The organism is Nioella ostreopsis (assembly GCF_004000255.1).
In the GTDB taxonomy this organism is placed as follows: domain Bacteria; phylum Pseudomonadota; class Alphaproteobacteria; order Rhodobacterales; family Rhodobacteraceae; genus Nioella; species Nioella ostreopsis.
Window position 1 is genome coordinate 43,431 of the sequence record NZ_RCIQ01000009.1, and the last position, 24,956, is coordinate 68,386.

Consider the following 24,956-nt stretch of genomic DNA (forward strand, 5'->3'; position numbering starts at 1 on the left):
GCCATTCAAAGGAGACACTCACAATGGCTATGAAAATCCGGCTCGCCCGCGGCGGCTCCAAAAAGCGCCCCTTCTACCGCATCGTGGCATCCGACAGCCGCATGCCCCGCGATGGCCGCTACATCGAGAAGCTCGGCACCTATAACCCGCTGCTGCCCAAGGACAGCGAAGACCGCGTTCAGATGAACATGGAGCGCGTGCAGTACTGGCTGGGTGAAGGCGCACAGCCGACCGACCGCGTGTCCCGCTTCCTCGAAGCCGCTGGCGTCGTCGAGAAGAAAGAGCGCGCCAACCTGAAGAAGGGCACCCCCGGAAAGAAAGCCGTGGAACGTGCAGAAGAAAAAGCCGCCAAGGCCGCAGAAGCTGCCGAAGCCGCTGCTGCCCCGGCAGAAGAAGAAGCCGCGTCCGAAGAGTAATCGGAATGCGCGCGTTTTCTCGCGGCTTTCAAGACGATCTGACGGATCTGATGCGGTGGCGGCGCGATGTGCGCCGCTTCCGGTCGGATCCGGTGGACGAGGCGCTGTTGGCGGAAGCCCTCGGCGCCTTTTCACTTGCGCCCTCGGTCGGGCTGTCCGAACCGTGGCGACTGGTCCGGGTAGACAGCGCCGAAAAGCGGGCGCTTGCCGTCGAGAATTTCGAAGCCGCCAATGCGGCGGCGCTTGCGGGCTACAGTGGCGGCCAAGCCGCACGCTATGCGGGGCTGAAACTGTCGGGCATGCGCGAAGCGCCGGTTCAGCTGGCGGTTTTCTCCGATGAGGGCACCACCAAGGGCGCGGGACTGGGACGCCAGACCATGCCCGAGATGCTGCGCTATTCCGTCGTTTCCGCGCTGATGCTGTTCTGGCTTGCGGCACGGGCGCGGGGGTTGGGTGTTGGCTGGGTCTCGATCCTCGAAGACGCACGGCTGACGCGCGATCTGGAGGTGCCGGAGGATTGGGCGCTTGTCGCCTATCTCTGCGTCGGCTTGCCGGAAGAAGACGGCGAACAGCCGGAACTGGAACGACTGGGATGGGAACAGCGTGAAACCACGCTTGATCTGCTGATCCGGTAAGGGGCTGAGCGATGATCCTGCTGCCAATCGCGTTTGCGATACTCGGGCTCTACCTGCTGATCATGGGGGACGGTGCGGCAAAGCTGGTTGGCGTCATCCTGATCCTCGTGGCGGGCCTGTTCATCTTCCTGTTCTGGGTTGCGATTTACGTGGAATTGCCGCCCGTTGACGCCTATCTTCCCGCGACGGAGGTTTACCATGTCTGACAGAATTTGCGTGGCCGCGATCACCGGATCCTATGGGGTCCGGGGCGAAGCACGGGTCAAAAGCTTCTGCGCCGAACCCTCGGCGCTTGGCGACTACGGCCCGCTGTCCGATGACAAGGGCACGCGCGACTTCAAGGTCACCATCACGCGCCCCGTCAAGGGAGGCTTTGCGGTGCGCCTGTCCGGCGTGAAAACCAAGGAAGAGGCCGATGCGCTGAAAGGCACCCGGCTTTATGCCCCCCGCGACGTGCTGCCCGCCCTGCCCGACGATGAATTCTACCATGCCGACCTGATTGGCCTGTCGGTGGTCGATACCGGCGGGGCCGATCTGGGTCAGGTTCACGCGGTGATGAACCATGGCGCGGGCGACCTGCTGGAGGTCCGACAAAAAGGCCGGTCCGGCACGGTTCTGGTGCCCTTCACGCAGGCCATCGTGCCGACCGTCGACCTCGCCGCTGGCCGGATCGTGGTGGACCCGCCCGAGGGGCTGTTCGACGAGGACTGACCCCTATCGCGGGCAGAACAGGCCTCGGCAGGGTTGCGGCTGCGGGTCCGTTTCCATCGGCAGCAGGAAGGCCTGCACCTCGGCGTGATCTCCATGGCTGACGAAATCGAACGGGTTGCGGGTGATGACTTGGCTCATGGGGCCTGACATGGGGCCAAGAAACACGTCGATATGGTTGCCAGTCACCGCGCCGCCCGTATCCTCGCAAATGAAGATGCCGTCATGCACGGTGCCATTGGGCAATTCCACGCCGTCAGCCGCAGGGATGTAGATGCGCTGACCGAATTCCGGGTAGCCGCCATTCACCCACGGGGTGGACCCGCCAACCCAACCCAGATCGCAGGCGATGGTGCGAAACGGGTGCAGGGGATTGCTGCGCGCGCCTGTTCCATAGGGGTGGGGTGAGCGACGCCAGCGCACCCGCTCGCTCGGTCCATGGCTGCAATTGGCCTGCGGCGATCCGGTGACTCCTGCAAAGTTGAAAACCTCGCCCCCCACGCGCAGGCTGCCCGCCAGCGCCCCGGCGCACCAGTCCGACCGCGCGACCGTGGGGCCAATGACGCTGCCGCCCATGCTGCGGATCGGGATGCCGCCACCATCCGTGCGGCCATCCACCAAACGATAGACCGTGGCCCAGACCGTGATCGGGGTGCCATCTGGCGGCGGGGCGTGCTGCGCGCCGCATCCCGCGACACCCAGTCCAAAACCGCAGATAAGCAGGCGGCGCAACAGGCGAGAGAACATGGCGATCAGAAATCCGTTTGGCTAAAAACTGCCCCATATCCTAGCATTCTGGCCAAAAAATCAAGCTTTTCAGGGCATGGCGGGGAAAGCCTTGCCCGTAACAGCCTCTATTGTATCGCGCCACGCTTGCTTGTAACCCCTTGGCCCATGTCCAATGCACCCTCCAAATCCCATGGCCGCCTGTCGATCAGCGCGAGCCTGAAGCCCCGGGACCTGATGACGCCCACGCCCCGCCTGAAAGGCGCGTGGACGGCCAAGGTGCTGACCCTGTTCCCCGAGGTCTTTCCGGGTGTTCTGGGCGCGTCGCTGACGGGCAAGGCCTTGCAACAGGGGTTGTGGGCGCTGGAACCGATTGATCTGCGCATCTTCGGGGCGGGCAAGCATCGCAACGTCGATGACACACCCGCAGGCGGCGGCGCCGGGCTGGTGATGCGGCCCGATGTTCTGGGGCGAGCGATGCGGATGGCGTCCAACGGCACGCCAGACGATCCGGCTCGCTGGCCGCGTGTCTACCTCAGCCCCCGTGGTAAGCCCTTCACCCAGACCGACGCGCAACGCTTTTCCCAGGCCGAGGGGATGACCCTGCTTTGTGGTCGCTTCGAAGGGGTGGATCAGCGGGTGATCGACCATTTCGGGATGGAGGAAATCTCCATCGGGGATTTCGTGCTGACCGGCGGAGAGATCGCGGCGCAGACCGTCATCGACGCCAGCGTGCGGCTAATTCCCAATGTTCTGGGCAACCAGGCTTCGACCGAAGAGGAAAGCTTCTCTGACGGGCTGTTGGAACATCCGCAATACACCAAGCCCGCCATCTGGGAAGGCCGCGAGATCCCCGAGGTTCTGCTGTCTGGCCATCACGGCAAGATCGAAGAGTGGCGCAAGGCGCAGTCCGAGGCCCTGACACGGGACCGCCGCCCCGATCTGTGGGAAGCCTATCAGGCGCGAAAGAACAAGGGCGCTTAGCTTGCCACGGGCGATGTGGCACCACAAAACGCCCGTCTGCATTCAGCGACTGTGCGGGACTTTTCGACCCTTGGCTGCACACGCAAATCCATTCAGGGGTGATCGCCCGGGTTAGCCTGTCAGGAACTCCGCCAGCGTGCGGTTGTAGCTCTCCCAGCATGGGCTGCCGTGCAAGGGCACGTGGTTGGCCGTCTCCAGCACCACCAGTTCGGCCCCGGGAATGCCCGCCGCCAGCTGCTGCGCCTGCGATAGGGGATGCACGGCGTCATCGCGCGCATGCAGGATCAAGACCGGGCAGCGCACCTGGCCCAGCAGGTGCGCGACGGACGCGGTGTTCGACGCGTCCCGGGTGCGCAGCATCATCTCGGGCGGGGCGGCCGACTGTGTCATGCGCAGGACTTCGCGTGTTTCCTCTGCGGGACCGTCGGGAAAGTAGGCCGTGGCAAAGGCCCGCGCGAAGACACTTTCGGGCCGAGCCCAGCCCTCGGCGATCAAGCCTCTCAATGCGTCGGGCGCGGACTCTGCGCTGCGCCGCGACCGCCCCTCGACAAATCCGCCCACGATCGCCAGCCGCGTCAGCCGTTCTGGGGAGTGCGCCGCGAAGGTCAGCGCAGGAAGACAGCCGCCCGAATAGGACACCGCGGCAAAACGGTTGAAGCCCGCCGCATCGGCGACCGCGGCGGCATCGCGCGCCTCGACCTCATAATCGACGTCGCGCAGGATCCGTTCCGACTGGCCGCTGCCCACAGTGTCAAAGCGCAGCAATCGGGCGTGGAGCGCCATCGACGAGACCCAGGAGCGGTGAAGTCCCAAGGCCCATTCGAGTTCCAGGTCTTGCAGCGACGTAGGGCCGAACCGCAACACGGGCGGGCCCTCGCCGCTGACGGCATAGGCGATGGCATGGCCATCTTCGCTCCGGCAATAGCGGATCCGCTGCTCCGCCTCGGGGAAAGCCGGCACCGCGACCGAAGCCGGGCCGGCCGCCTCGGCCGACACCTCCGCCACCAGCATCAGCCCCCGCCGCGCCACGGTTCGGATGACCGCCTGTGCCTTGCCGGTGTCGCCGACAGCCTTTCGCGCGGCGGCGATGCAAGCGGAAATCGCGCTCTCCGAAACGATCCGCCCGCCCCAGATCTCGTCCACCATTTGCTCGCGAGTCACCAGGTTCCCGGCATTGCGCACCAGCAGATGGATCAGGTCAAAGACCTTGGGCTCCACGGCCACCGCGTTGCCGCCGCGCGTCAGCGTCAGGCGGGCATCATCCAGCGTGCAATCGGCGAAACGGTGCTCCATGTTCCGATATTTACACCACTTTTTCCGTCCTGGTTCACAAAATCCGGGGCCCTCAGGATTTCACAGGACAATCCAAAGGCTTTCCAAAGGTCTCCCTCAAGCAAGGGCGCGCGGGGTCGGGCATCTTTGGGTCATCAACAAGGAGACACGCCATGATGACCCCGCTTCACACCGACTTGATGAAGTACAGCGCCCCCGTCGCGCCGACCGAGCATGAGCGCGAGGCGCTGCGTGCCCGCCGTCAGATCCGCCGCGCCGCGTTCCTGGCCTTTATCAAAGGGGTCTTTTCGCACTCCCCGCGCTCGCAGGTGGTGGTGTCGCTGCCACGCTTCAACTCGCCATCCTGATCCCCGCTCGCCGACCCGTTGGTTTTACACCTTTTGCAGCAGCAAACAGTTGATGCCTGCCTTTCGCGCAGAATGCCGCGCGACGGAATCCTGTCGTGGAAGGGCTCCTTGCGGTCATCCGGCTGAATTCATCCGGATCGAGAAGCCGATCCGGTCCACGGCTTCTTCAGTCCCGCAGCCCTCGCCCGGCCAAGCCGCGCAGCCCCTGCGCCTGCATCATCTCCACCACACGGGCCGGGTCCAGCGCCTGAACCGGGGCGTTGCCAGCCAGCGCCAGCGCCGCCGCGTTGCCCACGGCCTGCCCCATGGCCATGCATTGCGGCATCCCGCGGATTGACGCGAAGGCAACCGGGTCGGCGGACACGTTGCGGCCTGCGAACATCAGGTTTTCCACCCGTTCGGGTACAAGGGCGCGGAAGGGCAGCGTATAGAACCCCTCGTCCAGCGCCGCGTCATGGGTCATGGCACCGCCATCCCCGCGCATCACGTCATCGACCGGGTTGGAACAGGCGACAATCCCGTCAGGGAATTTGGTGGCGGCGGCGACCTCTGCCCCGGTCAGCCGGTGCATCCCATGCAGCTTGCGGGTTTCGCGCACACCCACGGTCGGGCCAAGCGCCGTCATCCAGGCGAGTTCGAACCCCGGCACCTCATCGCGCAGAAACGCCACGAGTTGCGCCACCCGGCGGCGGCCTTCCTGCGTCGCGCGCGCGACCGAAGCCGGGTCGGTGCCGTCCACATTGCGGATCACGACCGAGTTGCAAAACACCGTGCCGGGGTGAAATCCCTTCATCATGTAAAGCTGCGCAAGGTCCGGGTGCAGCCGCCCCTCGGCCACGCCTTTTTCAGCGAATCGCGTAAAATAGGGGTCGCCCTCGGCAAAGACCCGGTCCCAGGGCGCGTTCACCATCAGGAAGGACAGCGTCACCCCCATCATCTTGCCGCAGGCGTCGCCCAGGTCGAACGGCACCCCCGCCTGTGCCGCGATATGGCCATCGCCAGAGGCATCGACCACCATTCGGGGACGGAAGGTCAGCGGCCCGTGCCGGTCCATCGCGCGGACAGCGGCAATCCGGTTGCCCTCGATCACCGGGGCCTCGGCCAGCGTGTTCAGATGCAGTTGAACGCCCGCCTCCTCCAGCATCGCGAACATCTCGATCTGCGCCATGTCAGGGTCATAGATCACCTCCGCCCCGAAATTTTCCAGCGTCGAATAGCGCTTTTCGGCGGCGGGCGGGTCCATCGCGGCCAACCTGTCCGTCAGCTCATCGAAGAGGCCCCCGATCGACACGTCACAAGGAAAACCACCGCCCCACGGCATACCGGGGCAAAAGGCCATGACACCGCCCAGTTTGGCCCCGGCCTCGATCAGGCACACAGACAACCCCTGCCGCGCCCCGGCAACCGCTGCGCCGAACCCGGCGGTGCCGCCCCCAACCACCAGCAGATCGGGGCTGTGTGTCGACTCTGTCATTCGAGGATCTCCTGTTGCGATCGGACTCTGGTGGCCCGCTTCCGCGAAAGCTATGGTCAGGCCACTGCACTGGCTGGCCCGTTTGCGACACATCGAGCAACTCGGGGCTTGATCCGCCTCCCCTTCCCCCATATACCCCGCCCGTCCCGGTCGGAAATCCGACTCGGGGCAGTTTTGCTATTGGCAGGTTCGACTATAGCGGGGCTTTCTTCGGCGTCGCAGCGCAGCCCCTGTCCGGTGAAACGCCATAAAGGAAAGACGACCTGATCTCTGGCGGGCGCATTGGCGGACCCGGAAGAAGACCAAGAGCTCTGAGGCGGACATCACATTCGTGGGCAAACCACGATCAGAAATGGAGAGTTGCGATGGATCTTATCGCACAGCTGGAAGCCGAGCAGGTCGCTGCGCTTGGCAAAGAGATTCCGGATTTCAAGGCGGGTGACACCATCCGTGTTGGCTACAAAGTGACCGAAGGCACGCGTACCCGTGTGCAGAACTACGAAGGCGTCTGCATCGCGCGCAAGAACGGTTCTGGCATTGCCGGGTCCTTCACCGTCCGCAAGATTTCCTTTGGCGAAGGCGTGGAACGTGTGTTCCCGCTGCATTCGACCAATATCGACAGCATCACCGTCGTACGCCGTGGCCGCGTGCGTCGCGCCAAGCTGTATTACCTGCGGTCGCGTCGCGGTAAATCCGCTCGTATCGCGGAAGTTTCCAACTACAAGCCCAAAGCTGGCGCTGAAGCGTAAGGACCGGGACCATGAAAAAAGACACCCATCCCGATTATCACCTGATCGACGTCAAGATGACCGACGGCACCATTCTCCAGATGAAGTCCACCTGGGGCGCCGAGGGCGATCAGCTGTCTCTGGACATCGACCCCACCGTGCACCCGGCCTGGACCGGCGGCACCTCGCGCCTGATGGACACCGGCGGCCGCGTGTCGAAGTTCAAGAAGAAATACGAAGGCCTCGGCTTCTGAGCCTGACCGGTTTTCGAGAAAGAGAAACGCCGCCCTCATTCGGGGCGGCGTTTTTCGTCTCAGGTGCCGGGGCCGTCAGGTGGCCCCGTGCTGCGCCTCGAATCCGGCAAGTAGCTCGTTGGGGTTGGTCATGCCGCTGACGTCCATGCCACGTGCCTGCATCTGGTCGTAGGCCAGAGCATAGGTGTCGATCCCCCATGCCTGATCCTGAGCTGACCCGCCTCCGTTGTAGAGCGCTAGGCCCTCAGCCATCATCAGATTGAGCTGATCCTCGTTGTAGCCGCCAATCGCTCCGACGAGGTGATTGAAGTTCGCGTCATTATGGCCCGGCATCGGGCGCTCGTAATATCCGAGCACGAATTCGGGCCATTCGGTGCCAAAGCTTGCCACGATGATGCTGTCGGACTCCAATGTGCCCCGTGTGTCCCCGGACAGGTCTTGGACACCCGCCGAAACAATGGCCGTCGTTGCCAGACCAAGTCCCACGAGGGCACCGGTCAGCACGACCCAATCCACGGTCACGGCACCGCTTTCATTTCCAAGAAAATCTTTCCACATTTTACTGCTCCGTTCAGTACTGCTGGTACAATTTGGGACAAGTTTTACGTCCCCATTCTGCCGGATAATGGGTGATTGCGGCCAATGTCGGGAAACACGCGCGCGAAAGGAGGGAAACACGTGGGCAGTCCTGGACCTGACCCTGTGGCTTCAGCCGTTCTCGACGCGGCTATCTGGTGGGGCCTCCTCCCTGTCCATCAGGCCGTAGTCGCGCAGCACATGGGCCACGCGCAGGCGGTAGTCGGCGAAGATCCCGCCGCGCCCGGTCTGTTGCGCGGCCCTGTGCCTGTTCAGACCCCGCCAGCGGGCCACCGCCGCCTCATCCTCGAAGAAGGATAGCGACAGCAGCTTTCCGGGGGTCGTCAGGCTTTCGAACCGTTCGACCGAGTGGAAGCCCTCGACCTGCTCCAGATCCCGCCGCAGCGTGGTGGCGATGTCGAGATAACGGTCGCGCTGTCCCTCGGCAGGGATCACCTCGAAGATGACGGCGATCATGGGCGGTCCCCATGCGGGGCCGAGGCCAATTTCAGAAACGTCCGGTCCTCGCGCAGCAGGAATTTCTCTCGCTGTGCGAAGGCGTAGTTCTCCTGCCCGAGCGGGTCGGCAGACAGGCGCGCCCGATACGCCTCATAGGCGGCAAGGCTTTCGATGTTGTAGATGCCATAGGCCAGGGTCGACGATCCCTCATGCGGGGCGAAATATCCGATCAGGTCCGCCCCGCAGCGCGGGATGGCCTGACCCCAGTTCCGGGCATAGGTTTCAAACTGGGCTTTCTTGGTCGGGTCGATCTGGTAGCGGATCACGCAGGTCAGCATGTCTTGTCCTTCATGGTTCGATGATGCCCAAACCATAGCGGATTGAATCGCGTGAATGCTTCGGTTAGCATCGAACTATTAAAGACGGACCCGATATCGCCCGCATCGCCGCGCTGATTGGCGACCCCGCCCGCGCCAACATGCTGACCGCGCTGATGAGCGGCAAGGCCCTGACCGCAACGGAACTGGCGGCAGAGGCGGGGGTGACGCTGCAAACCGCCAGTGCCCATCTGGCCAAGCTGGAAGAGGGCGGGCTGTTGCAGATGCGGCGGCAGGGGCGGCACAAATATGCGAGCCTTGCCAGCGATCAGGTGGCCGAAACGCTGGAGGCGCTGATGGGGCTGGCTGCAGGAAGCGGCCACCTGCGCAGCCGCACCGGCCCCCGCGATCAGGCGCTGCGCGAGGCGCGGATATGCTATGACCATCTGGCGGGCGACATGGGCACCCTGCTCTATGATCGGCTGCTGGCACAGGGGTGGCTGCGGGATGACCCCGAGTTTCCCGCGGTGACAGACAGGGGCGCGGACCATCTCACCACGCTCGGCCTCGACATCCCCGCACTGCAAGGTGCCCGCCGTCCGATCTGCCGCGCCTGCCTGGACTGGAGCGAACGGCGCAGCCATCTGGCAGGTGGTCTTGGGCAGGCGCTGCTCGACTTGATGCTGGCCCGTGGATGGGCCCGTCGCCTGCCCGACAGCCGCGTGATCCAGTTCAGCCCGACCGGAAAATCAGCGTTTCACAGGGCGTTTCCGGCATTGGGCTGATTGTGGGTCATTCCCGCTTAACACCACCCGCTTAACCCCGTATATTGCGGCCAAACCGATTTGCCCCACGAAATGAGGGCAAACGAGACCAAGACCGCGAAGGGGACTCCGGTGGCGCATATCATCGTTTTCGGCAATGAAAAGGGCGGGTCGGGCAAATCGACCACCGCCATGCATGTGGCCACGGCCCTTGCCAATCTGGGGCACCGCGTGGGGGGTCTCGACCTCGACCTGCGCCAGCGCACGTTCGGGCGCTACCTGGAAAACCGGCAGAACACGATCACCGCGCGTGAGCTGGACCTGCCCACACCCTTCCTGATCGAACTGCCAGAGGTGGACCCCGCCACGCTCGGCCCCGATGAAAATGTCTACGACCGGCGGCTGTCCATGGCTGTGGCGGACCTCGACCCGCGCTGCGATTTCATCGTCATCGACTGCCCCGGCTCACACACAAGGCTCAGCCAGGTGGCCCATTCTCTGGCCGATTCGTTGGTCACGCCGATGAATGACAGTTTCGTCGATTTCGACCTTCTGGCCCGGATCGACCCGGAAACCTACGAGATCAAAGGCCCGTCGGTCTATTCCGAGATGGTCTGGCATTCCCGCCAGCTGCGCGCCAAGGCGGGGCTGAAGCCCATTGACTGGATCGTGGTCCGCAACCGCTTGGGCGCGCAGATGATGCATAACAAGCGCAAGGTGGGCGAGGCGCTGACCAACCTGTCACGCCGCATCGGGTTCCGCGTGGCACCGGGGATGAGCGAGCGGGTGATCTTCCGAGAGCTGTTCCCGACCGGCATGACCCTGCTGGACCTGCGCGCCATGGGCGTGGACCGGCTGAACATCTCGAACCTCGCCGCCCGGCAGGAACTGCGCGACCTGATGAAAACGCTGAACTTGCCCGGCGTATCGGTCGATTTCTAGCGCCAGACGACACCGGCGGCGGGGACGGACACCCCGTCCCATGTCTGCGGCTCCGGGTCATAGTTGATCAGGAACTCCGTCTTCCCGGCTTGCCTGCGGCGCAACCCGCCGGGCATGTCGGTGGTCTCGACCCCCGCCTGTTTCAGCGCATCGCGCAGGAAAGCCGCCATCGCCTCGGCGTCCAGCCAGGCGCCCAGATAGGTGATCCGCCCGTTCGTCATCGCCAGCGGCTGGCCGTCTACACCTCGCAGCGTAACCTCCGCATTGCCCTCCAGCTCCTCCTGCCACAGCTGCACATGCCCGCCGCCCTCAACTGGCCGGGGCATGTCGGGGCGCAGCGATTCCACGCGAGCGACCGTCACGTCGAGACCGGGGATCGCGGGGGGAAGCGGCACGGGGATGTGCATGTCTGCGGTCTTCGCATTGGTGCGGGGGCCGAGGTTCACCGGCCCGTCATGGGCTGCAATGGCCGCCTTGATGGGCTCCGTCAGCGTCACCGCGCCGGGGGCCAGCACCAGCCGGTAGCCGGACAGATCGGCGGTGTCGGGTGGCAGGATATCGACGGATTGGCCAAGCTTGCGCAACGCGCGGTAGGTCTCGAACACCAGCCGGAAATAGTCTTGTCCCTGCCCTTGAGGCTGCACCTGCCACGCCCATTGGGCGGCGTAATCGAAGACCAAAGCCACAGGCGCCTGACCCGCCTCCACCTCTGGCAGTTCCGCCAGTTCCCGCGCCACCTGAGCCGCCTCGTGATAGGCCTGCGCGGGCTGGCTGTCGGGGCGCAGCATGCCTGCATGCATCTGTTCCTGCGCGAAGGGGGCCTGCCGCCATCGGAAATAACACACCGCCTCCGCCCCATGTGCAAACGCCTCCCACGCCCAAAGGCGCGGCATTCCCGGCAAAGGCGCGGGGTTGAAGGGCGCCCAGTTCACCGGGCCGGGTTGCTGTTCCATGATCCACCAGCGGCCATTGCCAACGGCGCGGTAGAGGTCATGGTGGAACGCCTGAAAATCAGGGTCGCCCTGCCGCGCGTAGCGGCGCTTATGGGCGTCACCCGCTTCGATCCGATCCTCCAGAAACCCCATCGGGTAGCTGTCCCAGGTGGCGATCTCCATCTGGCGGCCGGTGTCGTAGTGGTCGAAATCGGTAATCCGGCCCATGTAATTATGCGAAATCGGCGCGTCGGAATGGGCGCGGATGATGTCCACCTGCACGGCGTTGAACCGCGCCACCTGGTCGGAGCTGAAACGGCGGAAGGCCAGCCCGTGCGCCGGGTTCGGCTCCGTCACCGTCAGGTTGGGCAGGCCGATCTGGTCGAAGTTCTGATACTCCATCGACCAGAAGACATTTCCCCAAGCTCCGTTCAGCGCCTCGATGCTGCCGTAACGATCCTTGCACCACTCCCGGAAGGCCATGCGCGCCGCGTCGGAATAGGAAATCACCGTGTCATGGCAGCCGTATTCGTTATCCGTCTGCCACGCGGCAACATGGGGGTTGCGCCCGTAGCGTTCCGCCAGCAGCCGTGTGATCCGCGCGCTTTCTTCACGGTAGCCGTCATGGCTGAAACAGTAATGCCGGCGGGAGCCGAAGCCACGCGGACGGCCCTCTGCGTCCACCGCCAGCATATCAGGGTGCTTGTCCAGCATCCAGCGCGGCGGTGTGGCCGTGGGGGTGCCGAGTACGACTTTCAGCCCCGCCGCCCCAAGTGTCCCGATCGCCCGGTCGAGCCAGTCGAAGCGCAGATCGCCCGGTGTGGGTTCCAGCCGTGACCACGCGAATTCGCCGATGCGGATCCAGGTCAGGCCAAGCCCTGCCATTCGGGCGGCATCCTCCTGCCACTGGGCTTCCGGCCAGTGTTCGGGGTAGTAACAGGTTCCGAGCGTGCGTTTCACAGGATGACCTCGTGCTCGCGTTGTCCCTTGGCGACGTCAGCGGCGACGAAGACCTGCCCCGCCAGCGGTTCCCTTGCCAGGTCGCCCTCCGCCAGGCTTTGCCGGGCGGTGGTGATGAAGAGATCGCGCAGATCAGGCCCGCCGAACGCCGGGCAGGAGGGCTGCGACACGGGCAGTGTCACGTCGCGCAGCACGCTGCCATCGGGCGCATAGGCCCGCACCCGCGACGATCCCCATTCGGCGCACCAGAAATTGCCCTCGACATCCAGCACTGCACCATCGGGATTGGGGCCATCGGGACCGTGGTCGAGGAAAATCTCCGGCTCCCGAACCGGCCACCCGTCCTTCTCCGACAGGCGCTGCCGCCAGACCGTTCCGGGCGCCGTGTCCGCGAAATGGGCATAGCTGCCGTCCGGCGCGAAGCAGATCGCGTTGGAAATGGTGACCCTGTCAAAAAGCTTGCGAAGTTCGCCCCGATAATAGCGGTAAATCGCCCCCGCATCGGGTTCCGCCTGCTTGCCCATGGTCCCGATCCAGAACCCGCCCCACGGATCGGCGCGACCATCGTTCGAGCGGGTGACCGGATTGTCGGCCTCCAGCGGCGTAATGACCTCCTGCGCGCCGGTTTCGAGGTTGAGCCGGATCAGGTCGGTCTCCGTCGCCACCAGCAACGCGTCTCGCCCCATCCACCCGGCGGCCGAGACATGGCGGTTGAACACCCATTCCTGCCCCGGGGTGAGAAGCCGCTTGCCGTTGATATCGAACCAGAAAAGCTGCCCCCGTTCCGGGTGCCAGAGCGGCCCTTCGCCAAGATCGCAGGGGCGGCTGTCGAAGACATGCGCGGTCATTTGGTGGCCTCGTCAAAGGCTTGGACAAGTACGTTGGCGCGCTTGGTGATCTCCCCGACCGACAGGCCGGGCGTGTAAAGCGCCGTGCCGATCCCAAACCCGTCGACGCCAGCCCGCCACCACTCCGCGAAGTTTTCCGGCCCGGCGCCGCCGACCGCGTAGACCTGCGTGCCTTTTGGCAGCACCGCGCGGATCGCCTTCACGCCCGCAGGCCCGATCAGGCTGGCGGGGAAGATCTTCAGCCCGTCCGCCCCGGCCTTGAGCGCGGCGAAACACTCCGTCGGCGTCATCGCACCGGGGAAGCTTTGCAAGCCGAGCCGCTTGGTTTCCGCGATGACTTCGACGTCGGTATTGGGCGACACGACCAGCCGCCCGCCCGCATCGGCCACCTCCCGCACCTCGTCGGGGGCCGTCACAGTGCCTGCGCCGATCAGCGCGTGATCACAGAACGCATGGGCCATGGCGGCGATGCTTTCCAATGGCTTGGGGGAGTTCAGCGGCACCTCGATCCGGGTGATCCCGGCGGCGATCAGGGCCTCGGTGATGGGAACGGCCTCGGGCGGGGTGATCCCGCGCAGGATAGCGATGATGGGGCGGCTCATGATGCCTCCGTCAGCTTGGCATGGGCGAGGCGCAGCCCCGCGAGGGTCAGGGTTTCCGCGTCGCGGGTCAGGCATTGAACGCCTTGCATTTCCAGCGCGCGGGCATAGAGCGCCACCAGCGCTGGCGCGCCGCCGATCAGCACCTGCTGGCCGAGCCAGTAGGGTTTCGCGGCGGCCAGTTCGGCGCCGATCAGAAGGCCGGAAAGGCGGCCTTTGGCGGCGGCGTTTGATTGGCCATGAAGCAGCCCTTCCGCGCGGATGTTAAAGAGCGATTGCGCCAGACGTTCGGGGCGGGAAAGGGTCTCGGCCACGGCACTGTCAAATGCATCGCGGTCGAACGCGTCGCCGCCCACGGAATGGCGCAGGACGGAGTGCTGCGAGAGCAGCGCGAAGAGTTCGCCGGTCATCATGGTGCGGAAGCTGACGATCTCTTTCGCCGAGATGTGGATCCATTTCGTATGAGTGCCCGGCAGGCAGAGGATGCCGTCGAACTGCGGATTTTCGTGAATGACTCCAGCGGTTTGCGTCTCCTCCCCCCGCATCACGTCTGCGGGGCTGTCCTGGCTGACGCCGGGCAGGATATGGAGCCGGATGCGGCTGTCCTGCACGGGGGGCGTGATCGGCGCGGCCTCGCCGGGTTTGCAGGGCACTGGGCGATAGGGCGCCTCGACCCAGCCCTGTTTCGCGCCGACCATACCGCAGGCGATGACATCGGTCAGACTTTCGCTCAGCCACGGATCGATCAGGCGCAGGAGGGCGGGTTCGAAATCTGCCCGCGAAAGGCTGCCCATGCCGTCCGTTGACCCGGCTTTGTCCAGCACCGCGCCATCCGCACCAATGGCCCAGGCGCGTAGGTGCGAGGTGCCCCAGTCGACCGCGATCCAATCCGTCTTGCTCATCCCGTCACCACGACCCCGCCATCTATGACAAGTACCTGACCTGTCATCATTTTTGAACTGTCGGAGGCCAGGAACAGCGTGCCGCCGACAATGTCTTCGGGGGCCAGTGTATCCTTCAGGCACTGCCGGTCCAGATGGGCAGCGAGGCCTTCTGGCGTGACCCAGAGCTCCTTCTGTTTCTGGGTCAGAACCCAACCCGGTGCCAGCGCGTTGACGCGGATGCGATCGGGGCCGAATTCGCGCGCGAGGCTGCGGGTCATGGCGGTGATGCCGCCATTGGCGGTGGTGTAGGCGGGATAGCCGGAATTGCCCATCATGTAGGAGATCGACGAGAAGTTGATGATCGCGCCTTTTCCGTTTTCTTTCATAGACTTGGCGGCAGCCTGACAGGCGAAGAAATAGGCCTTGAGGTTGATGGACTGGGACCAGTCCCAGAAGTCCTCCGTCACCTCTTCGGTCGTGTGGCGCTTGTCATTGGCGGCGTTGTTCACCAGCACGTCGAGGGGGCCGTGCGCCTCTGCCGCTTGGGAAATCGTGCCTTGCAGGGCGGCGATGTCGGTGATGTCGCAAGGCAGGAAAAGCGGGCGATTTCCGGTGCTTGCCCCCATCTCGTCAACAAACGCCGAGGCGTCGGAGCGCTGGACGAAAGCCACTTTCGCGCCTTGCCTGAGGAAGCCCTCGGTCAGCGCCGCGCCGATGCCGGAGCCGCCGCCGGTGATGAAAACGGACGCGCCGTCGAGGTCGGGATAGGTGGGATGCGTCATCGGTTCTTATCCTTCGAAAATGGGGGGGTGCCCCCCGTGCACCGGGCGTACACCCCCTGTACACCCCCCGTGCATATCAAACATGGTTTCGCCGCGCATCGCGCGTCGACCCGCGGGGGGCCAGCCCCCCGCACCCCCCGAGGTATTTTTACCAAGATGAAAGGGGCGCGGTCAGTGACTTTCGCGGGTGACGGGGCGGGTATCCTTTCCGACGAGGAAGTCGAGATCGGCCCCCTTGTCTGCCTGCAGGACGTGATCGACATACATCTTTGCGTATCCACGGGTGTAATGGGGTGGGTCGGGTTGCCATGCGGCGCGGCGGGTGGCGAGTTCTTCGTCCGAAATGAGCAGTTCCAGCCGGCCTTCTTTGGCGGAGAGGCGGATGCGGTCGCCGGTCTTGACCAGCGCGAGCGCGCCGCCGGCCTGCGCCTCGGGCGAGACATGGAGGACAACCGTGCCGTAGGCGGTGCCGGACATGCGGGCGTCAGAGACGCGGACCATGTCGCGCACGCCCTGCTGGACGAGTTTCTTGGGGATGGGCATGTTGCCGACCTCTGGCATGCCGGGGTAGCCCTTGGGGCCGCAGCCCTTGAGCACGAGGATCGTGTCGGGTGTCACCGGCAGGTCGTCGCGGTCCACGTTGGCCTTGAAGTCCTCGATCGACTCGAAGACGTAGGCCTCGCCTTCATGTTCCAGAAGAGCGTCGGTGGCGGCAGAGGGTTTGATGATCGCGCCATCGGGGGCGAGATTGCCGCGCAGAACGCGCAGGCCTGCGGCCGGTTTCAGCGGATCGTCGAAGGACCGGATCACGTCGCGGTTGTAGCATTCGGCCCCGTCCGCATAGGCGGAGATATCGCCGCCGAGGACGGTTTTGGCGCTGCGCAGCCGGTCGCCCAATTCGTTCAGCACCACGGGCATGCCACCGGCGTAGCAGAAATCCTCCATCAGGTATGTGCCCGAGGGCATGCAGTTCACCAGCAGGGGGATGTCGCCGCCAAGCTCGAAATCCTTCAATGTCAGGTCCACGCCGACGCGGCCTGCCATGGCCAAAAGGTGCACAACCGCATTGGTCGAGCCGCCCACGGCAGCATTGGCGAGGATGGCGTTTTCGAACGCTGCGCGGGTCATGACGTCAGAGGGTTTGATGTCTTCGTCGACCATCTCCACGATGCGCTTGCCGGTGAGATGCGCCAGCGCCATGCGGCGACTGTCCACGGCAGGCAACGCGGCGTTGGTGGGCAGGCACATGCCCATGGCTTCGACCAGTGAGGCCATGGTCGATGCGGTGCCCATGGTCATGCAGACGCCTTTGCTGCGCGACATGCCGGATTCGGCGGCCATGAAATCCTGCAAGGTCATCTCGCCCGCGCGCACGGCCTCTGAGAACTTCCAGACATCGGTGCCGGAGCCGATATCCTGCCCCTTCCACTTGCCATTGAGCATCGGGCCGGAGCTGACAACGATGGTCGGCAGATCGACCGAGGCCGCGCCCATCAGCTGGCCCGGCGTGGTCTTGTCGCAGCCGCCGAGCAGCACGACACCGTCGATCCCATAGGCGCGGATCGATTCCTCCACATCCATGGCGAGCAGGTTGCGGAACAGCATCGCCGTGGGCTTCATCTGGGTTTCGCCAAGGCTCATCACCGGGAATTCGACGGGGAACCCGCCCGCCTCCCACACGCCGCGCTTGACGCCTTCGGCGAGGTCGCGCAGGCCCGAGTTGCACGGGGTGAGTTCCGACCAGGTGTTGCAGATGCCGATGATGGGGCGGCCGTCGAAAGCGTGATCGGGGAAGCCCTGGTTCTTCATCCAGCTGCGGTGAATGAACCCGTCGCGGTCGAGCTTGCCGTACCACGCTGCGCTGCGTCTTGTCTTGGTCATCGTCGGTCTTCCGTTCTGGCCTTCAGGCCGCTCTCTTCACCCGCGCCCAGGCTGGCAGCCAGTCGCCATGGGCGGCCAGCAGATCGTCCACCAGACTGCGGATCTGACGCAAGTCCAGTTCGGCGGCGGTATGCGGGTCCATCATGGCCGCGTGGTAGATATGTTCGGGGTCTTCGTCCAGCAGGGCACGGACGGTCAGTTCCTGCACGTTGATCTGGGTCCGCATCAGCGCCACCAGCTGCGGCGGGATATCGGTGACGACGGAGGGCTGCACGCCGTTCATGTCCACAAGGCAGGGTGTTTCGACCGCCGCACCCATGGGCAGCTGCGGGATCTGGCCCCGGTTGGGCAGGTTGCCATAGGCGGTGAAGGGGCGGTCGGTGACCACGGCATTCATCATCTCGGCGGCGAATTCATGGCTTTTGGGCACGTCCATGCTGGCCTGTTGGGCCAGTTCTGCGGCCTGGGTCTTCCACTCGGCCACCTGTTCGACGCAGCGTTTGGGGTATTCGTCGAGCGGGATGGAGAAGTCGCGGATCAGATCCTCGCGGCCGTCCTTGATGAACCACGGGACGTATTCTGCGAAGTGCTCGCTGCTTTCGGTGCAGAAATAGCCAAGGTGGTCCATCACCTCGTAGCGGACCTTGTTGGCGCAGCGGGGCATGAGAAGCGGAGGTTTGGGCAAGGTACCGTTGCGGTAGCCGTCGCGCAGGCGGGGGTAGAGCGAGGTGCCGGTGCTGTCCTCCAGCCGCAGGAAGAAGGCGACGTGATTGACGCCCGCGACCTTGTAGCGGATATCGGCCTCGGCCATGTCGAGATCGTGGGCCAGTTCCTGCACGGTGTTCTGCACGGAATGGCAGAGGCCCACCTGTCTGATCCGGGGGAATCGTTCCGCCAGCGCCCAGGTGTTGATCGCCATCGGGTTCACATATTGCATCAGCAGCGCGTCGGGGCAGACGGCGGCCATGTCCTCGGCCACCTTCCACAGATGCGGCACGGTGCGCAGGCCGCGCATGATGCCGCCGACACCGAGCGTGTCGGCGATGGTCTGGCGCAACCCGTAGGCCTTGGGGATCTCGAAATCGGTGATGGTGCAGGGGTCGTAGCCGCCGATCTGGAAGGCGGTGACGACGAAATCGGCCCCCTCCAGCGCGCGGCGTTGGTCGGTGTGGGTGGTGACGCGCGCGCCGGTGCCCATGGTGGCGATCATGCGGCGGGCGAGCTGTTCGGATTCGGCAAGGCGATCGGGGTCGATATCCATCAGCGCGATCTCGGCATCGCCGAGCGCCTCGAAATGCAGCATGTCGCCCACGATGTTGCGCATGAAGATGGTGGACCCGGCCCCGATAAAGGTGAGTTTGGTCATTTGACGGCCCCTAGTGTCAGACCTGCGATGAAGTGGCGTTGCATGGCAAAGAACATGGCCACCGGCGGGATGGCGGCGACGATGCTGCCCGCGCTCATCAGGTGGTATTGCGCCACGAATTGAGAGTTGAAGGACGTGATGCCTGCCGTGACCGGCTGTGCGCCGGGGCCCTGGGTCAGGACGATGGCCCAGAAATAGTCGTTCCAGATGAAGGTGAAGACCAGCACGGACAGCGCGGCGATGGCGGGCCGCATCAGGGGCAGGACGACATACCAGAAGATGCGCCATTCGGCGACGCCTTCGACCCGCGCAGCCTCGATCAGTTCATAAGGAAGCGCCCGGATGAAGTTGCGCATGAAGAGCGTGCAGAACCCGGTCTGGAACGCGATGTGGAAGAGGACCAGCCCGGTCTTGGTGTCATAAAGCCCGGTCGACACAGTCAGGTCGCGCACCGGAACCATCAGGATCTGGAAGGGCACGAAATTGCCCGCGATGAACATGAAGAAGATCAGCAGGTTGCCCCGGAACCGGTAGATGCCGAGCGCAAAGCCGGTCATGCAGGACAGCGCCACCGCGCCGATGACCGTGGGCACGGTGATGAAGACCGAGTTCAGCAGGTAGCGCGGCATGTCAGACTCGAAGAACACCCGGCCATAATTGGCAAAGAGGTCGAAGGACGAGGGAATGCCCCAGTAATTGCCATTGGTGAAGTCGCTGAGCGGGCGGATGGAGAACAGCATCACGGCCAGCAAGGGCAGAAGCCACATGATCAAGGCGAGCGGCAGCAGGGTCTGATAGGTGATCTGCGTGGCGCGGCTGCGTTTCTGGATCGGGGTCGGGAACATCTGTCTCTCCTCGCTCAGTGCCGCGCGGCGCGTTCGTCGCGCCACATCTGCCACAGGAAGTAGCCGATGAAGACCAGCATGATCAGGAACAGCACCACCGCGATGGCGGATCCATAGCCCATGCGGAAGCCGTATTCGGACAGGGCCTGTTCGAACATCATGAAGCTGAGCACGCGGGTCGACCCGAAGGGGCCGCCATTGGTCATGATCGAGATCAGGTCGAAGCTGCGCAATGCGCCGATGATCGTCACCACGAAGGCGATGAACGTGGCCGGTTTCAGTTGCGGCAGAACCACGTGCCACAGCATCTTCCAGCCCTTGGCCCCGTCCAGCCGCCCGGCCTCGATCTGTTCGGGGTCCACGGCATTGAGGCCCGTGAGGTAGAGGATCATGCAATAGGCGGTCTGCGGCCAGAGCCCGGCGGCGATGATGCCGTAGGTGGCAAGGTCGGGGTCGCCCAACACGTTGATCGAGTCCAGCCCGAAGAACGTCAGCACCGCGTTCAGCAGCCCCACGCGCGGCAGGTAGAACCACGAAAAGACCAGCCCGACGACCACCTGGCTCAGCACGAAGGGAAAGAAGAAGAGCGATTTATAGAGCCGGATGCCGGTGACCGTCTGGTTCAGGAACAGGGCAATGAACAGCCCCGCCGGAATCGCCAGCAGGTAGAGCGCCAGCCATTTGAGATTGTTCCAGAGCGAGGTTTCAAAAGCGCGATCGTCGACTAGTTCGCGGTAGTTGTCGAGGCCGATATAGGTCGCCTCACCCAGGCCGTCCCAGTCATAGAGCGAGATGTTGAAGGACTGGAAGATCGGGCTGATCACATAGACCACGAAGAACAGCAGACCCGGCAGCAGGAACAGCAGCGGCGTGACCGTCATGCGGTTCTTTTGCAGCCAGCTGCGGGTGTCGGTGGCGGGGGTCATGTCCTATCCTCCGTTGGACAGCGCATTCGGAAACCGCGCGCGAGGCTATGGCGCGGCTTGCGGATACGCGGGGGGCGGTGCGCGCCCCGCCCCGGTTGGGGGGCGAGGCGCAGTCTATCAGAGATTATTCGTAGATGCGCTGGCGCGCGTCTTCCAGGCGTTCCAGGATATCGTCCAGGTTGTCCGGGAAGACCATGAATTCCTGAAGGCCTTCCATGCCGATCGACGCCATTTCCGCCGGCCAGTCACGGTCGAAGAACTGCGCGATGCCGCCGGTGGCGTTCTGGCTGAGCATCTCGAAGCCCTGCTGGATGAATTCATCATCCGCCACTTCCGCGTTTGCGTTGACCGGCAGCTGACCAAGGCCATCGGGGCCGTTGATCCGGGCCTGAACGTCCGCCGAGGTCACGAAGCGCAGGAATTCCTGTGCCGCCGCCACGTTCTGCGCACCCGAGGGGATGTGGAACGTGTCGGTGGGGGCGTCTTCACCCATCGGCATGCCTTCGACGATGGCCGGGAACTGGTAGAAGTCGATCTGGTCATCGCTGAGACCCGCTTCGCGCAGGTGCGGCACAACGAAGTTGCCCATCAGGTAGGCGGTGGCTTCGCCGTTGACGAAGAAGGGCAGCGCCTCCTGCCAGGAATAGGTCTGGTGGTCGTCGATGAAGGCGCCCATGTCGATCAGGCGGCGCCAGTTGGCGAAGGTTTCGCGCACGCGCTCGTCCGTCCAGGCCACTTCACCGCGGGCCAGTTCCATGTGGAAGTCAAAGCCGTTGGTGCGCATGTTCAGGTAGTCGAACCAGCCGCCTGCGGTCCACAGGTAGCGCGAGCCGATGGTGTAGCAGCTGCGGCCCGAATCGACGATCACCTGACAGTTGGCGATCTCTTCCTCGAAGGTGGTGGGTTCCGACAGGCCAAGCTCGTTGAAGATGTCTTCGCGGTAATAGATGCCCCACTGGTAGTAGGTATAGGGCACGCCCCACTGGCGGTCGTCGATGGTCATCGCGCCGCGCACCGATTCCAGACCGGCGAAATCGCCCGCGTCCCACATGTCGGTGATATCCATGAACAGGCCCGCATCCACATAGGGACCCATACGGTTGGCGGCGTACCAGTTCACCACATCCGGCGGGTTCGCCGTCAGTGCGTTGCGGATCTGGGTTTTCCACGCTTCGCGGTCAACGACGGTCAGCTCGATCTCAAGGCCGGGGTGCAGTTCCCCGAATTCCTCGACCAGCCCTTCCATGATCGCGCGGGGCGCCGGGTTCGACATGTCCGAGAAGATGCGAAGGTCGCCGGTCAGGCCGTGGCCATCGGCCATTGCCATACCGGAAAGCATCGTTGTCGCCGCCAGCACGGCCAGCGGTGTCTTGATGATGGAACGCATAGTGTCCTCCCTTGGTTCCATTTGCAAAATCAGTTCCATTATGTGAAACTAAGTTTCTATAGTTGAAAACATGCAGGACGCCGGATACTGTGTCAACAGTTTCCTCGGTGCCCGGGGATGCGCAGGGGAGGTCTTTCATGGCGAAGTCAGGCGACGGGACGGTCGGCAAGGCATTGGACGTCCTGGATTCCGTTGCGGCGGCGGGCCATCCGGTGAAATTCACCGAATTGCTGGAAAACAGCGACCACCCGAAGGCCACGCTCTACCGGCTGCTGCAGACGCTGACGAATCAGGGGATGCTGTCGCATGACCCCGACACGGGCAGCTATACGCTTGGCCTGCGGCTGGTGAAGCTGGCCCATTCGGCGTGGAAGCAGGCAACGCTGGCCACTGTTGCGCGTCCTTATGTGGATGTTCTGGCCGCAAAGGTGGGCGAAACCATCCACCTGGCGCAGATGGAACTGGGGCAGGTTCTGTTCGTCGACAAGCAAAAGATGAGCGACCGGTTCGAAACACTTGCGCAAACCGGCAAGGTCGCGCCGGGCTACTGCACAGGGGTGGGCAAGGCGATCCTCGCCCATATGACGCCCGAGCGGCTGGAGCGTGCCCTGCGCCAGCAGCTGTTTCTGCAGAACACGCCCGCGACCCACACATGCCCCGAGACGCTGTTGAAGGAACTGGAGCAGATCCGCGCCGAGGGCGTCGCCTTCGACCGGGAAGAACACGAGGCCGGCATAATCTCGATCGCCGCGCCGATCCTGACCAATGGGGGGCGCGTCATCGGGGCGCTGTCGATTGCCACCTCCACCACCCGCCATTCGCTCGACAGTATCCGCGCCTTTGAGCCCGATCTGCTCGAAACCGCCCGCAAGATCGGGGAAGAGGCCACCGCGTGGCAATTCCCCACCGTCAATTGACCCCAGTCTGGGAGGACCAAGGACATGTCCGGTGTAACGCTGAACAAGGTCATCAAGAAATACGGTGAAACGCAGGTGATCCATGGGGTCGATCTGCAAATTGAAGACGGGGAGTTCTGCGTCTTCGTCGGGCCTTCGGGCTGTGGCAAGTCCACGCTGCTGCGGATGATCGCGGGGTTGGAGGAAACCACCGGTGGCCAGATCGCCATCGGCCCGCGGGATGTGACCCGGATGGACCCTGCCGAGCGCGGCGTGGCGATGGTGTTCCAGACCTATGCGCTCTACCCGCATATGACGGTTGAAGAGAACATGGGATTTGGCCTGCGGATGAACGGCCATCCCAAGGCCGAGATCAAGGCCAAGGTGGCAGAGGCGAGCCGCGTACTGAAGCTGGACGAGTATCTGAAGCGCAAGCCCAAGGCGCTGTCCGGCGGGCAGCGGCAGCGGGTCGCCATCGGACGTGCCATCGTGCGGGGACCGGAAGTGTTCCTGTTCGACGAGCCTTTGTCGAACCTTGACGCGGAATTGCGCGTCGAGATGCGGGTGGAAATCGCCCGGCTTCACAACGAGATCGGCGCGACGATGATCTACGTCACTCATGATCAGGTCGAGGCGATGACGCTGGCCGACAAGATCGTGGTGCTGCGCGGCGGCGTGATCGAGCAGGCGGGCAAGCCGCTGGACCTGTATAACAACCCCGACAACCAGTTCGTTGCGGGCTTCATCGGCAGCCCGGCGATGAACTTTTTCCCCGGTCGCGTGGCGGGCGGCAAGGTGCGCGTACCGGGGCTTGGGGTGATGGAGCTCGATGCGCCGGGATCAGCCAGCGACGGGCCGATCACGGTCGGCGTGCGCCCACAGATGCTGCGGCTGGCGGAGGGAGATACGCACAAAGTCGATCTGTCGGAACAACTGGGCGGCGTGGCCTATCACTACCTTGTGGCGGGCGACGGCACCCGGATCACGGTCGAAGCCCATGACCAGAGCGCGCCGAAGCCCGGCAGCAAGGTGGGCCTGAGCGTGGCCGACGGTGCCGCGCTGTTCTTTGACGCCGAAAACGGCAACCGGTTGCGATAGAGGACTTCCGTGCAGGCGTTCGCCCTGCGCGACCCGGATGCGAGGACAGGATCGCCGCCCGATGCGCAACGATCCTGTCCGGTCGCGGTCAGTCTTCTTCCGGGATGTTCAGCAGCGCCTTGGCCCCCTGCCCCAGCTCGATGCTGGCGAAGGGCCCGCCATGGCACATCTGCCCCACATCCTGCGGATCGTGCGGGCCGGCCTCGGCCAGAATCCGATCCGCGAATTGTTCCGCGTTGTCCTTGGGCCGGTAGCCCAGGAACGACGCCTTGGAATTGTCCACCGGGCAGCGGTCATTCGCGGACACGCCATAGATGATGGAAAAGCCGGTCACCGGCGTGTCGATGGCCCGTTCCACGAGATGCACGAGGTCCCCGTCCGACAGCCAGCTGCCCAAGGCGCGCGCATTGCCGACCGGCGCACAGGACAGGATGCGCATGCAGACGGCCTCCAGCCCGCGCTTTTCCCAGTACATGCGGCCCAGATCCTCGGCGAAGCACTTGGCGAGGCCGTAGAACGTGTCGGGCCGGTGCGGGGCATCCAGCCCGATGCATTCGTTCTTGGGATACATGCCGACCGCATGGATCGACGAGGCGTAGACGACGCGTTTCAAACCGTTCTGATGGGCCGCTTCCCAGATATTGTAGGCGCCGATGAAGTTCGGGCCGAGCAATTCCTCGAACGGGGCCTCATCGACGATGGAGCCGAAATGCACGACCATGTCGGCCCCCTCCAGCAGCGCCATGATGGCCGCCTTGTCGGCCAGATCCGCGCAGATATAGGTTTCGTTCGGGCGCAGGTCCTTGAGGCTTTCGACGATGTCGGAGCTGACAAGCGTGTCGCACAGCTGCGACAGCGGTCCGCGCAAGATGGTGCCAAGCCGACCGGCGGCGCCAGTGAGGACGATTTTTTTCATTTTGGTCTCCTGC

The 24,956-nt window shown here is 64.2% G+C and carries 29 protein-coding genes; 12 read left to right on the forward strand and 17 right to left on the reverse strand.

Features of this window, described 5'->3' with window-relative positions:
- The first annotated feature begins 23 nt into the window (after positions 1-23).
- From rpsP to rimM, 4 genes are read left to right on the forward strand one after another with little or no spacing between them, the layout of a single operon-like run.
- Positions 24-416: a 30S ribosomal protein S16 gene (gene rpsP / locus EP237_RS11025; protein ID WP_127560952.1), complete on the forward strand. Its 393-nt coding sequence runs from the start codon at positions 24-26 to the stop codon at positions 414-416.
- Positions 417-421: 5 nt separating this feature from the next.
- Positions 422-1,051 carry a 5,6-dimethylbenzimidazole synthase gene (gene bluB, locus EP237_RS11030; RefSeq protein ID WP_127560953.1) on the forward strand — a complete coding sequence of 210 codons (630 nt, stop codon included), beginning with the start codon at positions 422-424 and terminating at the stop codon, positions 1,049-1,051.
- Positions 1,052-1,062: 11 nt separating this feature from the next.
- Entirely contained in the window at positions 1,063-1,257 is a 195-nt protein-coding gene (locus EP237_RS11035) for a hypothetical protein (protein WP_127560954.1), read from the forward strand.
- A complete protein-coding gene (rimM, locus tag EP237_RS11040; protein WP_127560955.1) occupies positions 1,250-1,762 on the forward strand; it encodes a ribosome maturation factor RimM in 513 nt (170 codons plus the stop codon). Before EP237_RS11035 ends, rimM begins: the two co-directional genes overlap by 8 nt.
- A gap of 3 nt (positions 1,763-1,765) precedes the next feature.
- Here the strand turns inward: rimM and EP237_RS11045 are convergent, their stop codons facing one another.
- Positions 1,766-2,506: a 3D domain-containing protein gene (locus tag EP237_RS11045; protein ID WP_127560956.1), complete on the reverse strand. Its 741-nt coding sequence runs from the start codon at positions 2,504-2,506 to the stop codon at positions 1,766-1,768.
- A 147-nt stretch (positions 2,507-2,653) separates the two neighbouring features.
- On the opposite strand from EP237_RS11045, the gene trmD reads away from it, so the two are divergent.
- Positions 2,654-3,469 carry a tRNA (guanosine(37)-N1)-methyltransferase TrmD gene (gene trmD / locus EP237_RS11050; protein ID WP_127560957.1) on the forward strand — a complete coding sequence of 272 codons (816 nt, stop codon included), beginning with the start codon at positions 2,654-2,656 and terminating at the stop codon, positions 3,467-3,469.
- A gap of 111 nt (positions 3,470-3,580) precedes the next feature.
- On the opposite strand, the gene EP237_RS11055 is transcribed toward trmD, so the two are convergent.
- Positions 3,581-4,762, reverse strand: coding sequence for an alpha/beta hydrolase (locus EP237_RS11055; protein ID WP_127560958.1), 1,182 nt, complete (start codon positions 4,760-4,762; stop codon positions 3,581-3,583).
- A gap of 152 nt (positions 4,763-4,914) precedes the next feature.
- On the opposite strand from EP237_RS11055, the gene EP237_RS11060 reads away from it, so the two are divergent.
- Positions 4,915-5,109: a hypothetical protein gene (locus EP237_RS11060; protein ID WP_127560959.1), complete on the forward strand. Its 195-nt coding sequence runs from the start codon at positions 4,915-4,917 to the stop codon at positions 5,107-5,109.
- 166 nt (positions 5,110-5,275) lie between these two features.
- Here the strand turns inward: EP237_RS11060 and EP237_RS11065 are convergent, their stop codons facing one another.
- The gene (locus tag EP237_RS11065) at positions 5,276-6,583 is read right to left on the reverse strand and encodes an FAD-dependent oxidoreductase (RefSeq protein WP_127560960.1); all 1,308 of its coding nucleotides are present in this window, start codon (positions 6,581-6,583) and stop codon (positions 5,276-5,278) included.
- A 365-nt stretch (positions 6,584-6,948) separates the two neighbouring features.
- On the opposite strand from EP237_RS11065, the gene rplS reads away from it, so the two are divergent.
- Both rplS and rpmE read left to right on the forward strand, forming a co-directional pair.
- Positions 6,949-7,332 carry a 50S ribosomal protein L19 gene (gene rplS / locus EP237_RS11070; protein WP_071691255.1) on the forward strand — a complete coding sequence of 128 codons (384 nt, stop codon included), beginning with the start codon at positions 6,949-6,951 and terminating at the stop codon, positions 7,330-7,332.
- A gap of 11 nt (positions 7,333-7,343) precedes the next feature.
- Entirely contained in the window at positions 7,344-7,565 is a 222-nt protein-coding gene (gene rpmE / locus EP237_RS11075) for a 50S ribosomal protein L31 (RefSeq protein ID WP_127560961.1), read from the forward strand.
- Between the two features lie 75 nt (positions 7,566-7,640).
- On the opposite strand, the gene EP237_RS11080 is transcribed toward rpmE, so the two are convergent.
- The 3 genes from EP237_RS11080 to EP237_RS11090 all read right to left on the reverse strand — a co-directional run bounded on the left by EP237_RS11080 (position 7,641) and on the right by EP237_RS11090 (position 8,938).
- On the reverse strand, positions 7,641-8,123 hold the full coding sequence (locus EP237_RS11080; RefSeq protein WP_127560962.1) for a hypothetical protein: 483 nt from the start codon (positions 8,121-8,123) through the stop codon (positions 7,641-7,643).
- A 150-nt stretch (positions 8,124-8,273) separates the two neighbouring features.
- Positions 8,274-8,618: an antibiotic biosynthesis monooxygenase family protein gene (locus tag EP237_RS11085; RefSeq protein ID WP_127560963.1), complete on the reverse strand. Its 345-nt coding sequence runs from the start codon at positions 8,616-8,618 to the stop codon at positions 8,274-8,276.
- Complete coding sequence (locus tag EP237_RS11090; protein WP_127560964.1) at positions 8,615-8,938, reverse strand: NIPSNAP family protein; 324 nt, start codon at positions 8,936-8,938, stop codon at positions 8,615-8,617. Before EP237_RS11090 ends, EP237_RS11085 begins: the two co-directional genes overlap by 4 nt.
- A gap of 104 nt (positions 8,939-9,042) precedes the next feature.
- Here EP237_RS11090 and EP237_RS11095 point away from each other — a divergent pair, with 104 nt between their 5' ends.
- Positions 9,043-9,702, forward strand: coding sequence for an ArsR/SmtB family transcription factor (locus EP237_RS11095; protein WP_420812518.1), 660 nt, complete (start codon positions 9,043-9,045; stop codon positions 9,700-9,702).
- 111 nt (positions 9,703-9,813) lie between these two features.
- Positions 9,814-10,623, forward strand: a complete 810-nt coding sequence (locus EP237_RS11100) for a division plane positioning ATPase MipZ (RefSeq protein ID WP_127561058.1) — start codon at positions 9,814-9,816, stop codon at positions 10,621-10,623.
- Here the strand turns inward: EP237_RS11100 and EP237_RS11105 are convergent.
- From EP237_RS11105 to EP237_RS11150, 10 genes are all read right to left on the reverse strand, one after another.
- On the reverse strand, positions 10,620-12,515 hold the full coding sequence (locus EP237_RS11105) for a beta-galactosidase (RefSeq protein ID WP_127560966.1): 1,896 nt from the start codon (positions 12,513-12,515) through the stop codon (positions 10,620-10,622). The genes EP237_RS11100 and EP237_RS11105 overlap by 4 nt on opposite strands.
- Positions 12,512-13,363, reverse strand: coding sequence for an SMP-30/gluconolactonase/LRE family protein (locus EP237_RS11110; protein ID WP_127560967.1), 852 nt, complete (start codon positions 13,361-13,363; stop codon positions 12,512-12,514). Before EP237_RS11110 ends, EP237_RS11105 begins: the two co-directional genes overlap by 4 nt.
- Positions 13,360-13,965, reverse strand: a complete 606-nt coding sequence (locus EP237_RS11115; RefSeq protein ID WP_127560968.1) for a 2-dehydro-3-deoxy-6-phosphogalactonate aldolase — start codon at positions 13,963-13,965, stop codon at positions 13,360-13,362. Before EP237_RS11115 ends, EP237_RS11110 begins: the two co-directional genes overlap by 4 nt.
- Complete coding sequence (locus EP237_RS11120) at positions 13,962-14,864, reverse strand: 2-dehydro-3-deoxygalactonokinase (RefSeq protein WP_127560969.1); 903 nt, start codon at positions 14,862-14,864, stop codon at positions 13,962-13,964. Before EP237_RS11120 ends, EP237_RS11115 begins: the two co-directional genes overlap by 4 nt.
- Positions 14,861-15,628 carry an SDR family NAD(P)-dependent oxidoreductase gene (locus EP237_RS11125; RefSeq protein WP_127560970.1) on the reverse strand — a complete coding sequence of 256 codons (768 nt, stop codon included), beginning with the start codon at positions 15,626-15,628 and terminating at the stop codon, positions 14,861-14,863. Before EP237_RS11125 ends, EP237_RS11120 begins: the two co-directional genes overlap by 4 nt.
- A gap of 171 nt (positions 15,629-15,799) precedes the next feature.
- Positions 15,800-17,509, reverse strand: coding sequence for an IlvD/Edd family dehydratase (locus EP237_RS11130; protein ID WP_127560971.1), 1,710 nt, complete (start codon positions 17,507-17,509; stop codon positions 15,800-15,802).
- Between the two features lie 22 nt (positions 17,510-17,531).
- The gene (melA, locus tag EP237_RS11135; RefSeq protein ID WP_127560972.1) at positions 17,532-18,875 is read right to left on the reverse strand and encodes an alpha-glucosidase/alpha-galactosidase; all 1,344 of its coding nucleotides are present in this window, start codon (positions 18,873-18,875) and stop codon (positions 17,532-17,534) included.
- Positions 18,872-19,720, reverse strand: coding sequence for a carbohydrate ABC transporter permease (locus EP237_RS11140; protein WP_127560973.1), 849 nt, complete (start codon positions 19,718-19,720; stop codon positions 18,872-18,874). Before EP237_RS11140 ends, melA begins: the two co-directional genes overlap by 4 nt.
- A gap of 14 nt (positions 19,721-19,734) precedes the next feature.
- Complete coding sequence (locus tag EP237_RS11145; RefSeq protein ID WP_127560974.1) at positions 19,735-20,646, reverse strand: carbohydrate ABC transporter permease; 912 nt, start codon at positions 20,644-20,646, stop codon at positions 19,735-19,737.
- Between the two features lie 124 nt (positions 20,647-20,770).
- Positions 20,771-22,033, reverse strand: coding sequence for an ABC transporter substrate-binding protein (locus EP237_RS11150; RefSeq protein WP_127560975.1), 1,263 nt, complete (start codon positions 22,031-22,033; stop codon positions 20,771-20,773).
- A gap of 137 nt (positions 22,034-22,170) precedes the next feature.
- Here EP237_RS11150 and EP237_RS11155 point away from each other — a divergent pair, with 137 nt between their 5' ends.
- Both EP237_RS11155 and EP237_RS11160 read left to right on the forward strand, forming a co-directional pair.
- Complete coding sequence (locus EP237_RS11155; protein WP_127560976.1) at positions 22,171-22,950, forward strand: IclR family transcriptional regulator; 780 nt, start codon at positions 22,171-22,173, stop codon at positions 22,948-22,950.
- A 24-nt stretch (positions 22,951-22,974) separates the two neighbouring features.
- Positions 22,975-24,027, forward strand: coding sequence for an ABC transporter ATP-binding protein (locus tag EP237_RS11160; protein WP_127560977.1), 1,053 nt, complete (start codon positions 22,975-22,977; stop codon positions 24,025-24,027).
- Positions 24,028-24,115: 88 nt separating this feature from the next.
- Here EP237_RS11160 and EP237_RS11165 read toward each other — a convergent pair whose 3' ends face one another.
- Positions 24,116-24,943, reverse strand: a complete 828-nt coding sequence (locus tag EP237_RS11165; protein WP_127560978.1) for an NAD-dependent epimerase/dehydratase family protein — start codon at positions 24,941-24,943, stop codon at positions 24,116-24,118.
- Positions 24,944-24,956: the final 13 nt, after the last annotated feature.